This is a genomic window from Brevibacillus formosus, assembly GCF_003013405.1.
Taxonomy (GTDB): Bacteria; Bacillota; Bacilli; order Brevibacillales; family Brevibacillaceae; genus Brevibacillus; species Brevibacillus formosus.
The window spans coordinates 238,698-254,338 of the sequence record NZ_PXZL01000030.1 but is presented as its reverse complement, the minus strand read 5'-3'; the positions used below and the strand labels follow the sequence as shown (position 1 = coordinate 254,338).

Below are 15,641 nucleotides of genomic sequence, written 5' to 3'. Positions count from 1 at the left end.
GGAGCATTTTGAGTGGTTATGCTCACCAGACAAGCTAGAAACTATCAAACACGGGACAAGGGAGGAACAACGCTTTGCATTTAGTTCAGACATTAGTAGAAGCGCTGGAATTGCGGAAAAACGAGGACCATAAAGGCGTTACCTTCATTTTGGGAGACCAGAATGAGGTGTTTGTTTCCTATAAAGAATTGTATGAAGAAGCCCTCGGCTATTTATTTGTCCTTCAAAATAATGGAATCAAGCCTGGAGATGAGGTTGTCTTTCAAATTGAGGATAGTAATCTCCGAACATTTGTCTGCCTTTTTTGGGGATGCTTACTCGGTGGAATGATTGCTGTTCCGATCTCTGTAGGGGATAACGAAGAGCATCGTCTTAAGCTGTTAAAGGTTTGGAAGACATTAATCAATCCGTATCTCATTACGACGGACAGCGTCTGGAAACGACTGGAGGATTTCTTTAGCAAGCACAACTACGTAACAGAAATGGAATCATTAAAGTCGAAGTCCTTCCTGCTTAATGAGACCGGGAAAAAAGAAGAGAAGGGCACAATCTATTATCCTACTGCAGATCAAGTGGCCTTTATTCAATTTTCATCTGGGTCTACAGGAGATCCAAAAGGGGTTACCCTGACCCATGAAAACCTTGTCCATAATGTGCTTGCGATTAATAACAGACTTGGAACGACTGAGTCTGACTCATTTCTAAGCTGGATGCCCTTAACTCATGACATGGGGATGATCGCGTTCCATTTATCTCCGTTGTATGCAGGAGTTCAGCATTATTTTATTCATACCTCACTATTTATCAGGCGGCCTACGCTATGGCTGAAGAAAGTAAGCGAGCACAAGGCGACCATTTCTTCTTCTCCGAACTTTGGGTATAAATATGTGTTGTCCAGGTTTAAACCGGAAGTGGCAGAAGAGTGGGATTTGTCTACGCTTCGCACGATTTTAAATGGAGCAGAACCCATTGCTTCAGAATTAATCCATCATTTTTTGGATCAGATGAGCCCTTATGGATTGAAGAGAACGAGCATGCTCCCGTGCTACGGATTGGCTGAAGCCTCTGTGGGAGTATCGATGCCTGATCAGAATCAGCTTTTTACAACGCTTTCTCTAGATCGTAGGTTTATCCAGATAGGGAAGCCAATCAAGATGACAGATCATACAAATCCAGAGGCTCTCACACTGGTAGAAGTCGGTTACCCCATCGATTTTTGCGAGGTAAGAATATGTGATGACGAGGATCACGAGCTGCCAAGCGATACGGTTGGCCATATCCAGATTAGAGGGAAGAATGTAACCGCTGGATACTACAACAACCCTGCTGCCACCGCAAATGTAATGACGGCTGATGGATGGCTCAGAACAGGGGATCTGGGTTTTATGCGAAAGGAACGCCTTGTCATTACGGGGCGTGCGAAAGACATTATTTTCGTGAATGGTCAAAACGTTTATCCGCATGATATTGAGCGGATTGCTGAAGAAGTCGAAGGAGTCGAGCTTGGGAAGGTCGTTGCTTGCGGAGTATTCAACGAGGAAAGCAAAGAAGAAGACATTCTTGTGTTTATCCTTCACCGGAAAAGTGTAGACGAGTTCATTGAGCTTTCCAAGAAAGTGAAAACACATTTGAACGAGCGAACTGGATGGAGAATAAGCGAGGTCTTGCCGATTCAGCGCATCCCCAAAACAACGAGTGGAAAAGTTGAACGTTATAGAGTGGCTAGGGAGTATCAGTCTGGAGCATTTCGCGATGTTTCCGAGGAAATGCAACGCCGAATTAACGAACAGGTAGAAGAGGAAAGAACCGATAAATCACCCCACTTGCGTGAAGAAATAGAAAAACAAATGCTTGCCATTTGTCGCGAGGTGCTTCAATCAGACAGATTGGGACCAAACGACAGTTATTTTGATGTAGGCGCGTCCTCTATGCAGTTGACCCAGTTCGCGGGGCGGATAGAAGAGGAGATGGGGATCACGTTGGCGGTAACAGATTTGTTTGCCTATCCGACAATCTCCAAGCTTGCTCGCAGTCTCTTCCACGACGATCAGGCGACTGAGCCCATAAAAGAGACAGATACGAGCCAACAGAAACAAAAGGATATCGCAATTATCGGGATTTCCTGTCGGTTCCCGCAGGCTGAGGACGTGGATCAATTTTGGCAAAACATCCGGGGGGGAAAGGATTGCATTCACGAGCTTCATGGTCAGAGACGAAAGGACGCAGAACAATATGTTTCGCTGGTAAGAGGCGAGCAGGGTAATCCTAACCTTGTAGAGGGTGGTTATTTAGAGGAGATTGACAAGTTTGACTATTCGTTCTTCTCGATCACCCCGAAAGAAGCGAAGCTAATGGATCCCAACCAAAGGCTGTTCCTCCAGAATGCTTGGAATACGCTAGAGGATGCAGGCTATGGCGGGCACAAGCTTTCAGGGGAAAAAGTAGGGGTGTATGTCGGCTTCTCCAAGTTGGGATACGATTACGAACGCCTTTTGTCTGTCGTAAGTCCCAAGGATTTGCCCTCTTATGTAGTAGGCAACCTTCCTTCCATTATTGCAAGCCGCATTTCACACCTGCTTGATCTGCGCGGCCCTGCAGTCACCGTTGATACAGCTTGCTCTTCTTCCTTGGTTGCGGTTCATATGGCGTGCAAGGCTATCCAAAACGGTGATTGTGAGATGGCATTGGCAGGGGGAGTCAAAACCATCCTGCTGGCGCAAAAGGCTGGAATTGGAATGGAATCCTCTGACAACCGTTCAAGGGCGTTTGACGATCAATCTGATGGAACGGGTTGGGGTGAAGGCGTAGCTTCTGTTCTGTTAAAACCTTTGGAAAAAGCCATCGAGGACGGGGATCACATCTATGCCGTGATTAAGGGAAGCGCTGTTAATCAGGACGGTGTTACAGTCGGGATTACCGCACCGAACTCACAGGCCCAGGCAGAATTAATTGTAGACGCTTGGGAGGATGCGCAAGTCGACCCTGAAACGATTAGCTATATAGAGGCTCATGGAACGGGTACGAAGCTGGGGGACCCTGTTGAGCTGGATGGAATTCAGAGAGCATTCCGACAATATACACAGAAGAAACAGTTTTGTGGAATCGGCACTGTCAAAGCGAATATTGGACATTTATATGAAGCAGCGGGAATCGCTGGCTTGATTAAGGCTGCTTTGCAGTTAAAACATAAAGAGCTGCCGGCCCTCGTCCATTTCCAGAAGCCCAATCGGAATTTCGCATTTGAAAAGTCCCCAGTCTATGTGCAAAACAGATTGGAAAAATGGGAAACAGATGGACATCCAAGGAGATGCGGGGTTAGCTCGTTTGGGTTTAGCGGCACCAATAGCCACGTTATCTTGGAAGAGTATGTGCCAGCTAATGAAACGGAGATGACCGTCTCAGACGAGGTGCAAGTGTTTACCTTGTCGGCCAAATCCGAGTCAGCCCTTCAACGTCTGATTCAAAAGTATCGTGAGTTTCTTTCTTCCAGTGGACCGCTTTCTTTGTCTGATTTGTGCTATACGGCAAACACCGGGAGAGAAACGCTTCCCTATCGGATTGCGCTTATTTTGCATAGCCGCAGCGATTTTGAACAAAAGCTCGACCGATTGGCGGTCCGGCTTGAAAATGATCGTGATGTTTTTGTCTACTCACCTGGTAAAAAGCGGATTCCAGAAGAAACCGTTCATCTATTGAGTCAATCCGCTCGGGATGTACAGGACAAGTACCGCGTGGCGAGTACAGAAATGAAGTATTCGTATGCAACGACATTATGCGATTTGTATGTACAGGGAGCTATGGTTGACTGGGATGAGTTCTACAGAGATGGCAAAAAGAGAAGAAGAATGCCATTGCCGGTCTATCCTTTCGATCAGCATCGCTCCTGGATTACAGATGATGTGAGTAGTATCATTCCAGAACAGATGAATACTATAAGCGGAAACAGAGGTGCTACTGTGTCAGAGATAGGAACTGCGCCAATCGCAAAAGTTCTGATAGAGTTGGTTCATCATGCTTCAGGTTTTGCTGTAGAAGAGATTGATCCTTCCCTTCATTTTCTGGAGCTAGGCTTGGATTCTATTATGCTTGTACAAATTAATCGTGAAATTCAGGAAAAGTTTGGAGTGGTTATTCCGGCTCAAGAGCTGTTTGAAACCATTACCAGCGTTGATATGCTAGCAGCGCACATCGCTCAGGAGCTATCCAGCAGCCCGGCTGTGGCTTCTGCCAAACAAATGGAATGGATGGCAATCGAGCAACCAAAAGCAAACGAAGTTGTGGAACAAAATGAGGTTCAGAGCATTCAACAATCAGTGCCGAGAGAACAAACTACGAAAATGCCAGCCCAGATAAACAACGGGGCAGTTGAAACCATTATCGAAAAGCAGATTTCGCTCTTGTCTGAACACCAAAACCAAATGGCTACGTTGTTACAAAAGCAATTGGAGCTATTGAATCAGGAACAAAGCTATGTACCAAAACAACACGTCGAATCGGTACCTGTTGTTCCTGAGATCAAAAAAACTGAGGCAAAACCACCAGTCAAGGTCAAGGTGAATGAAGAGGAACGCCAGAAGCCATTTATACCGTATCAACCACTGATGATTGGTGAACGAGGCAATTTTACACCGAAACAAAGAGAGTATCTGAATGCATTTATTCAAAGCTATACGGAAAAGACAAAGCAATCCAAGAAGTATACGCAAGAGCACCGATTTGTTCATGCCAACAATCGCAATGTGTCTGGATTCCGTTCCTATTGGAAGGAAATGGTTTACCCGATCATTACGCAAGCATCAGCTGGTTCTAAAATGTGGGATCTGGATGGGAATGAATATGTCGATCTGACGATGGGTTTCGGTGTAAACCTGCTCGGTCATAATCCCGCATTTATCATGAAAAAGCTGGAGGAGCAGATTCAATCTGATCTGCCTCCGCTCGGTCCTATGTCAGATGTAGCCGGAAGAGTAGCGGAATTAATCAGCGAGCTAACCGGAGTGGAGCGAGTCGCCTTCTACAATTCGGGGACAGAGGCAGTAATGGTGGCACTGCGCCTGGCCAGAGCGGTTACAGGCCGTTCGAAAATCGCATTATTCTCCGGTTCCTATCACGGTACATTTGACGGCATTCTGACTGTTGCTGATCCCGAGTCCCAGGACGGGAAGGCCATACCGATGGCACCAGGTATTACCCAGCATACAGTGGATGACGTCCTGGTCCTAAACTACAACCATCCAAAATCAATCGAGCTGATCAAAAAACATGCACATGAACTGGCCGCAGTGTTGGTCGAGCCTGTTCAAAGCCGCCGTCCTGATCTGCAGCCGGTAGAATTCTTGAAGGAAGTCAGAGAGATTACTAGCCAATCAGGGATTGCTCTCATTTTTGACGAGATCATTACGGGATTCCGCATACATCTTGGTGGCGCACAGGCATGGTACGGAATAGAAGCAGACCTCGTTACGTATGGGAAAGTTCCGGGTGGCGGCATGCCGATTGGTGTTGTAGCCGGGAAAGCTGCGTTCATGGATGCAGTAGATGGGGGGATTTGGAATTTTGGAGATCAATCTTACCCGGTAAATGCGGAGAAAAAGACGTTTGTGGGCGGAACGTTTTGCACGCATCCACTAACGATGCATGCTGCGATCGCTACGCTGGAATATTTGAAGGGGCAGGGGCCGAAGCTTCAGGAAGCGTTAACGCAAAAGACCCTCTACTTGGTAGAAACGCTTAACGCATATTTTAAGAACGAGCAGATTCCAATCCAGATGATTAATTGCGGTTCCTTGTTCCGCTTCGTATCGTTTACCGATATAGAATTGTTCTTCTATCATCTGATCAGCAAGGGAATTTATATATGGGAGGGCAGAAATTGCTTCCTTTCCACTGCTCATTCTGATGAGGATATCGAGAGACTGATCCAAGCGGTGAAGGAAAGTATTGATGATCTGCGTCGAGGAGGCTTTTTGCCGGAGCCACCCCCCACTTCTCCGAGTGGAGGACGCAAACAAAATCAAGTCGTCGAAATGACAAACTATACGAAACGGGATGGGCAAAAGCCTGAGGCAACGCTTGTGGAAAGGGTGGGGGAAGAACTGAGGCTTCCCCTTAGTCCGGAACAGAAACAAATGTGGTTTGCAGTCAAATATCGCGTGGAAGCATCCGCCGCTTTTAACGAGACCGCCACACTTCAGGTTGAGGGTGAGCTAGATATCCCAGTGTTTGAGCAGGCAGTCCAAGCCATGGTGGATCGCCATGAAGCGTTGCGAACCATCATTGATTCCAACGGAGAGTATCAGGTGGTACTACCCAAGAGGGACATACGTGTTCGATTCGTGGATTTGAGCCATCTTACATCTGAGGAGCAGGAAGAAAAAAAGAATCAGCTTTTGGAGGAACAAACAGGCACGCCATTTGAGCTGTCTTCCGAGGACCCACTGTTTCGGGTAAGTGTCATCAAGCTGGCTGCCGCCAAATTCCTAACCTCCTACACCTTTCATCACATGATTGCAGATGGATGGTCCATGGCTGTTTTTATCAAAGAGCTGGATGATATCTACTCGGCTCTTACGCAAAAACGACCAATATCGCTAGAGCCTTCTACACCGTTTTCTGCTTACCGAAACTGGCAAGAAGATCAGATGCAGAAACCAGCGTTTAAGGAAGCGCTCGCGTACTGGAACGAAAAATTCGCAGATCCAATTCCCAAGCTCGTTTTTCCTTTGGAGCAACGAGAAACGGGAAAACCATCTTTTACAGGCGAGAGAATCACTTTCAAGATCGACAGCAGCATCACAAGGAAGGCAAGAAAAAGAAGCATTCAAAACAAGAACAGTCTGTTTATTACCTTACTGGCTTCCTTTAACCTCTTCCTGCATCGTATTCTTGGAAATAAAAAAATGGTGGTTGCGATTCCTACTGCGGGTCAATCCCATATCGGCAAAATGTCCTTGATCGGAAACTGCGTTAATCTTTTGCCGATTTGCACGGAAATTGACGGCAATGATACGGCAGCGGATTATTTATCCCGAGTGAAACAGGCGGTAGCGGAGATGGAAAAGCATCAAGCCTACTCCTTTGCAGCATTAGCTGAGAATTTGCCGCCTCAAAACTTGCCGGAGCTTTCTGTGTTGTTCAATATGGATCGACCGCTTCACAACCTGACCTTTGCTCAAATGAAGGCTACGCTGTTGCCCAATCGGATCATTTACAGCAAGTACGATCTTTTTGTAAACGTGACAGAAGTGGGTGGAGAGCTGGTCGTTGATGTGGATGCACGAAGCGGAGTAGTGACCACGGAGATTCTTCGCCAGTGGAGCGTCTACTTTGCCAATCTTTTGCATCGCATTGCCGAAGACGACCAGGAAAAAATTTGTGCACTATCACTTTTACAGCCCGACGAGATGGAAAAAATGAAACGCGAATCCAGCGGCAACCTGGGCAAATATGCAGCGGATTGGACAGAGCTTTTGCAGGATATGCCAGATGATCAGGTAGGACGAGCTTCCCTCTATGTCCTGGATCAGTATGAGCAATTGGCTCCTGTGGGTGCGGTCGGACTGGTGTATCTGGCTAATGGGGGATTCGAGCATGCAGATCCGTCTCATTGGCAGCGAACTACGAAATCTGCTGTTCCCCTAGGAAATGGAGACATCCACATTATCCATTCATCCGATCGGCTTGCAGGCCAAAGAAATACGAGCGACAGAGAAGTAGAGCCGGCTGGAACGGCGACCGAAGAGACTATCAGAGTCATTTGGCAGGAAATCTTGGGAAGCTCCCCGATGTATCTGGATGATAATTTTTTTGAACAAGGCGGGAACTCCTTACAAGCGACTGTCATGCTCAGCAGAATCTACAAGGAATGCCACGTGCAAATTCCTTTGCATCAAATTTTTCAATCGCAGACGATACGTGAATTAGCCAAATATGTAGACTCTGCAAAGCATCAAGCTTTTGCACCCATTCGTTCATGCGAGTTGCAGCCATACTATAAGTCTTCTTCCGCACAGAAAAGAATGTACATCCTCCAAGGTCTGGATGGGGGAACCGCCTATAACTTATCCGGATACTTACAATTGGATGGGGAAGTGGAACTTGATCGTCTAATTCACTCTTTGCGACAAGTTATACAAAGACATGATTCTTTCCGGACCAACTTAGTCATCAGAGATAATGAGGTCGTTCAAGTTTTACATGATGATTTGCCATTGAATATTGAGGTTGAACAGCTGGCCGAAGAGGATGTAAATGAGGCTATTCGGACTTTTATCCAGCCATTTGATCTCAGTAAAGCACCGCTTATTCGGGCGAAAATCTTCCAAGTATCAGCCAAACGGTTCATTGTGGCGGTGGACATGCACCACATTATTTCGGACGGCTACTCGGTCTCTCTGTTTATCCGTGAGCTGCTCCATACGTATAGAGGAGAATCACTGCCGGAGCTCAGCGTGACGTATAAAGATTTCGTGGCATGGGAGCAAGAGAGGGAGCAGTCAGAACAGCTCTTGGCTCAAAAGGAGTACTGGCTGAAGCAATTTAGCCAAGGAGAGCTCCCAGTTCTGAAGCTTCCCGTTGATTACCAAAGACCGCCGGTTCAATCCTTTGAAGGTGACCGCTTGACGATGGGAATCAGTGAGGAAGTCAGGAAGCAGTTACTCCAATTGGCCAGGGAAACTGACACGACGCTGTATATGGTATTGCTGGCTGCTTACAATGTACTGCTTTATCGATACACCGGGCAGGAGGAGCTGATTGTCGGTTCTGCTGTGGCGGGAAGACAACACCCTGATTTGGAACGAATGATCGGCATGTTTGTAAATACGTTGGCGATCCGTAACTATCCAACAGGAAGCAAGACCTTCAAGGACTTCCTGAAAGAAGTGAAAAATCAAGCCATTCTTGCCTTTGAAAATCAGGAATACCCATTTGAAAAGCTGGTTGATTCTCTGCAACTAAACAAAGATTTAAGCCGCAATCCTCTTTTTGATACCATGTTTGACTACCATTACGAATCCTTTGACGACGTGGCCTCAGATGATTTCAAAGTCACGACGTATGAATATCCAAAGGGCGTGTCCCTCTTTGATCTCAGTCTTGATGTCCATGATGATGGGACAATGCTCACTTGCCAATTTGATTACAGCACTCATCTGTTTAAACGCGATACGGTTGAGCGAATGGCTAATCACTTTGCCAAGATTCTTCACTCCATTGTGCAGTCTAATGAGAGCTGCCTAGCTGATTTGGAGTACTTGTCCAGCGAAGATGTCAAGCAGGTAGTTACCGATTTTAATCAAGCGAGAAAGCAAATCCCCGCTCCTCTCTATCCAACGTTCTATGAATGGTTCGAGGCAGAAGCAATACGCCATGCAGAGCAAGCTGCTGTCTCTTACGGGGAAGAGCTGATCAGCTATCAGGAACTCAATGCAAAAGCAAATCGTCTGGCCCGGACGCTGCGTGATCAGGGTGTACAACCAAACAGCTCCGTTGCGATTTTGGCAGAACGCTCGATTAACATGGTCGTTGCCGTTCTGGCAGTCATGAAGGCGGGTGGAGCCTATGTTCCGATTGATCCTCAGTATCCGAAGGACCGCATTTCGTTCATGCTGGAAGACAGTCAGGCAAAGGTCATGCTGGTCAATCAAAATGGCCAGAGCGGAGTAGACTTCAGCGGCGCCGTTATCGATCTGGACGATGAGGCCAGTTACAGGGGGGATTCGTCCAATCTCGACGCCATCTCTGGACCGAGCGATCTCGCGTATATCATTTATACATCCGGCACTACTGGCAAACCCAAAGGGGTCATGATCGAGCATAGCAACCTGGTGAGTGTAGCCAATACATGGCGGTACGAGTACGAACTTGAACAGATGAATGTGAATCTTTTGCAGATGGCGAGTTTCTCATTTGACGTGTTTGCAGGGGATTTGTGCAGGGCTCTTTTACATGGTGGACATTTGGTGATTTGTCCAAGTGATGTAAGGATTGATCTTCCGGCTCTTTATCAATGGTTGACCCGGTACGAAATTTCCTTGTTTGAATCGACACCTGCTCTTGTTCTTCCTTTTATGGAGTACATTTATCAAAATGGATTGCCGCTCGATCATCTGAAACTGCTGATTCTTGGTTCAGATACATGCCAAAGCGAAGCGTTTGTCCGCTTGGCTGAGCGTTTCGGGCAGATCAAAATCATCAATAGCTATGGGGTCACGGAGGCTGCTATTGATTCCAGCTATTTCGAAATGGCTGGCGATACCGAGATGACAACCGGAAATGTTCCGATCGGAAAACCGCTGCAAAACACAGATTTTTATGTGCTGGATTCCCAATTGCGGCCACAGCCGGTAGGCGTGTACGGTGAACTATATATCGGGGGAGCAGGTGTTGCGCGGGGGTATCTGAACCGAGAGGAATTAACCCGTGAGCGCTTCATCCCAAATCCTTTCCGTCCTGGTGAGACCATGTATAGGACCGGCGATATTGTGCGCTGGATGGCAGATGGAAATATGGAGTTTGTCGGTCGTTCGGACTACCAATTGAAGATTCGTGGATACCGTGTGGAGCTGGGCGAAGTCGAAAATCAGCTGTTACGTCATGAAAAGGTTCGCAATGCCATTGTGCTCCCGAAGACAAAGGGAGATGAATCCGTTGTGTTGTGCGCTTATTACACAACAGATGAGGGAGTAAGTCCATCCGAAATCAAGGGGTTTTTAGCCGATTCCCTGCCTGAGTTCATGGTTCCGACCTTTATCATCCAATTGGCAGAGTTGCCTGTGACGCCAAACGGCAAAATCGATCGTAATGCGTTGCCTGAACCCGATCTATCTAAGCTGGTATCCGAGGAATACGTAGCGCCTGCGACAGAAAATGAAAGAAAACTTGCAGGAATATGGCAAGAGGTTTTGGGGCTCGAACGAGTCGGCGTTCTGGATCGATTCTTTGAAATCGGTGGACATTCCCTGCATGCTGCCATTCTTCTTGCCAAAGTGAACAAGGAGTGGCAGGTAGAAATTCCGCTGCGCGCCGTTTTCCAAAATCCTACCGTCAGGAGCTTTGCCCACGTCATTTCCGAAGCGACTCAAGCAGAAATGCCGTTGATACAGGCGGTTGGAAAACAAGAGCATTATGAGCTTTCTCCTTCACAAAAAAGGATTTTCACCGTTCAATCACTTGATGAAACGAGTGTGGCCTATAATATGGCAGGCGCTCTGGTTCTTACCGGGCAGTTGAATTCTGTGGCGCTGGAAAACGCATTCCAGTCTCTCATCCAAAGACATGAGGCGTTCCGTACGTCCTTCGACTACGTAAATGGTGAGCCTAAACAATTTGTCCATGACTCTGTCCGTTTTGCCATCGATCATGCTCGCGCAGAGGACAGCCCTGAGCAAATAGAAAATCTCATTCGGACGTTCATCCAGCCATTCCAATTGAGCCAGGCACCATTATTGCGCGTCAAGTTGGTAAAACTGATGGAGGACAAGCATTTACTCCTGATTGACATGCACCACATCATTGCAGATGGAACATCTGTGAGCATTGTGATTGACGAGTTGAATCAACTGTATAACGGGCAAAATCCAGAACCACTCACCGTTCAGTACAAGGATTATTCGGCTTGGTTGAAACAGATCAAGACGACGGAGCAGTCGCATAAGCAGGAGAAGTTCTGGATAGATGAATTCAGCGGGGAATTACCTGTTATGAATCTGCCTACTGACTATCAGCGACCCCAGTTTCAGAGTTTTGAAGGGGGAACGGTCGAAAGTGAGATTGAGGCGGATGTATCCCGCAGATTGCACGCCTTGGCGAAGGAAGCAAACGTAACGGTCTTTTCGATTCTATTGGCGGCGTACAACGTTTTGCTGTCCAAATATACCGGACAAGAGGATATTGTCGTAGGGACCCCAGTGGCAGGACGAAACCACACCGATGTTCAAAATGTAGTGGGAATGTTTGTAAATACGCTTGCCCTGCGAAACTATCCAGCAGGCAGCAAGACGTTCCGCGAGTTTGTCCGAGAGCTAAGTGAGAAGTCACTATTGGCGTTTGAACATCAGGATTATCCATTGGAAGACTTGGTAGAAAAGCTTCAGGTTCGACGCGACCCAAGCAGGAATCCGTTGTTTGACACCATGTTCTCCTATGACAATGTGGCAGATACGGCCTTTGACTGGAACGGGGTTGACGTCAGCCTTTATCCATTCCAAACGAAAATATCCAAGTTAGACATCGTCATGAATGTCGAGACGAGAAATGATAGATTTTTTGTGGAGTGCGAATATAGCACCAGTCTATTTACGCCTGAAACGATGGAGCGATTTATCAACCATTTTACCAACGTACTGCGTCAGGTGACGGCGAACATGGATATTCTTGTGGGTGAGATTGACCTCATGTCTCCGGAAGAAATGCAGTTTTTGGAGAAGCTCAGTAATGATACAAGGCGAGAGTATTCGGCGGTACAACCGATCCATGTTGCTATCGAGGAATCAGCCAGACTTTATCCAAATCGAATTGCCGTTTCCTATCAAGGCTCGACAATCACTTACCAACAACTGAACGAGAAAGCCAACGCAGTCGCATCCGATCTTTTGAAGCGCGGTGTAGGAAAAGGCAAGTATGTACCTGTGCTTATGGAAAGAAGTCTGGAATTGGTCGTATCGTTATTGGGTGTAATGAAGACGGGAGCAGCCTTTTCACCACTGGACATTCAGTGGCCTGTCGATCGACTCCAGTCTGTCATTGCCGAGCTGGGTAGCGAGTTTGTATTCGTTGAATCTGACCATTCCTTTACGGAAACGGATCTGGGAGCCAAAATGGTCGCGATTGATCTGGGGAACCTGACAACGGAAGCCGAAAATCCTAATCGGTCGGTATCGCTGGAAGACCCCATCTATGTCATTTTTACTTCCGGCTCAACAGGCAAACCAAAAGGAGTCGTCGTACCGCATAGAGGGATCGTCAACCGTTTTCTCTGGATGGATGATTACTTTGGACAAGACGCAGCGCAATCTGTCCTTCAGACCACCAACCATGTATATGACAGTGCCATTTGGCAATTCTTCTGGCCGCTGACCAATGGCGGAAAAACGGTCTTGCCTACTACGGGGATGACTGTATCGGCTGATTACATGGCTGGAATCATTGAACACGAACAAATTACCTTAACTGATTTCGTCCCATCTGTTTTTAATGTGATCGTTAATCAGTTAGCGGAAAATCTCGAACTGCAGGGCAAATTACAATCGCTTAAGAAGATCATTATTGGCGGCGAGGAAATTGTTCCGTCCGCAGTTTCCAAATTCCTGAAAATATTCCAGTATGTATCGCCGACGAATTTGTATGGTCCGACAGAAGCAAGTATCGGATGCATTGCCTATCAAATTACGGGAGAAGAAGATCGCATCCCAATTGGTAAACCGATATACAACACGAAAATCCTTCTACTCGATGCGTACGGAAAACGAGTGCCGATAGGTGTCCCAGGAGAAATCTACATCTCAGGCATGCCGCTTGGATTAGGTTATTTGCATAACGAGCAGCTAACGAGACAGAGCTTTGTCGATAATCCATATGCGGAACCGGGCTACGAAAAAATGTATAAGACAGGGGATTTGGCTGTCTATTTACCGGACGGGAACATCCACTTCCTGGGCAGGAAGGATTTCCAAATCAAAATCAGGGGATATCGAATCGAGCCAGGGGAAATTGAAAGCAAGCTGCTTTCGCTGGAACAGGTAAAAGAAGCAATCGTGATCGCCAGAGAAGAAGAAAATGGAAGCAAGTACTTATGCGCGTATATTGTGACAGAGCATGAGCTTGAGGCTGACGAGTGGAGAGACCTGCTCGCTAAAGATTTGCCCGATTACATGATCCCGTCTTTCTTCGTTCGACTAGACGCTATGCCGATTACCGCTGTTGGAAAAGTGGATCGGAAAAAACTCCCTCTTCCTGATCGCTCTCTCTTGGTAGAGGAACACATCGTCGAGCCGTCCGATGAACAGGAACAAATCATGGTCACCATCTGGAAGGATGTGCTGGGGCTCGCGCAAGTAAGTGTGACCCACAACTTCTTTGAGCTTGGGGGAGACTCCATTAAAGCTCTTCAGATGATAGCGAGATTGAGAAGTCATGGGTATGAGCTCCGATTGAAAGACTTGTTCCAAAACCCGCGTATTCGCAGTGCAGCCAGATATCTCCAGCCGCTGACCAGACAAATTGAGCAAGGGCCTGTAATGGGAGCAGTAGCGTTGACACCGATCCAGATGAACTTCTTTGAACAAAACCATCAGAACCCTCATCATTACAATCAATCTGTCATGCTGTACAGAGAAGCTGGCTTCGATCCAGAACTGGTTCAACAAGCATTTGCGAAGCTGATTGAGCATCATGATGCTTTGCGAATGAAATTCCAAATGAATGAGTCAGACATTGTCCAGGAACATCGGAAACCGGACGAGTGCCTGGTTCCTATTATGATCAAGGAGTTTTCGGCGCAAAACGTAGAGGAGATGGAGCAAGCTGCTCAGCTAATACAGGAAGGGATCCATTTGACGGATACTGCGTTGATAAATCTCGGTCTTTTCCGAACAGAAGATGGAGATCACCTGTTAATCGTGATTCATCATCTCGTTGTCGATGGTGTCTCTTGGCGGATTCTTCTGGAAGATTTCCATACCGTGTATGACTCCTTACTGCAAAGAGAAGAGCCTGCTTTGCCTATGAAAACCGATTCTTTTCAAACATGGTCAGAAGAATTGCAAAAATATGCGCAGGGAAGCGAAATTCAACAGGAAATCGGATATTGGAAGCAGGTAGAGGAAATCCCATTCTCTCCTCTGGCAAAGGCGGAAACGATCGGGGCACCGCTCATGCAAGATACAACAGATGTCACCATCGAGCTTGATGAAGCCTACACAGAAAAGCTGCTGAAGCAGAGCCACCAAGCTTATAACACGGAAGTGAACGATCTGTTGCTTACGGCGTTGGGGTTGGCGGTAAAAGAGTGGGCGGGGATAGAGCGTGTACTCGTCAATCTGGAGGGACATGGCAGGGAAGAGATCGTGAAGGGCATCGATATTTCACGTACGGTCGGATGGTTTACAGCCCAGTATCCATTCGTACTGGACATGAACCGATCGGAATCCCTTGGCTACCAGATCAAAATGGTGAAAGACAGCCTGCGCCGTGTGCCGAACAAAGGTATTGGATACAGTATTTTACAATATTTATCTGCGAGACAAGCCGATGTTCCGTTAACGTTCCAGATAAAGCCCGAGATCAGTTTTAACTACTTGGGCCAGTTCGATACAGACTTGGAATCGGGAAGCATGACGACCTCCTCCCTGTCACCGGGCCGAGAAATCAGTCCGACCGCCATCCGATCCTTTGCGCTTGATGTGAATGGAATGGTCGTGAATCGCAAGCTGACACTTACTTTTACGTATCATCGTGAAGAGTTTGAAGAAGGAACCATTCAGCGCCTCGTGAATGCCTACCGAGATAAGATCGTAGAAATCATTACGCACTGCTTATCGAAAGAGTCAGTCGAGCAAAGCCCAACAGATTTCACATACGATGAGCTGTCCATTGAGGAGTTAGATCATCTTTCTCAACTGCTGGGTGAAAAAATTCAATGA

Annotated in this window: 1 protein-coding gene; it reads left to right on the top strand. The window is 47.0% G+C overall.

All coding sequences use genetic code 11. From position 1 onward, the window contains the following. The first annotated feature begins 74 nt into the window (after positions 1-74). Positions 75-15,641: a non-ribosomal peptide synthetase/type I polyketide synthase gene (locus C7R91_RS23750; RefSeq protein ID WP_047067574.1), complete on the top strand. Its 15,567-nt coding sequence runs from the start codon at positions 75-77 to the stop codon at positions 15,639-15,641.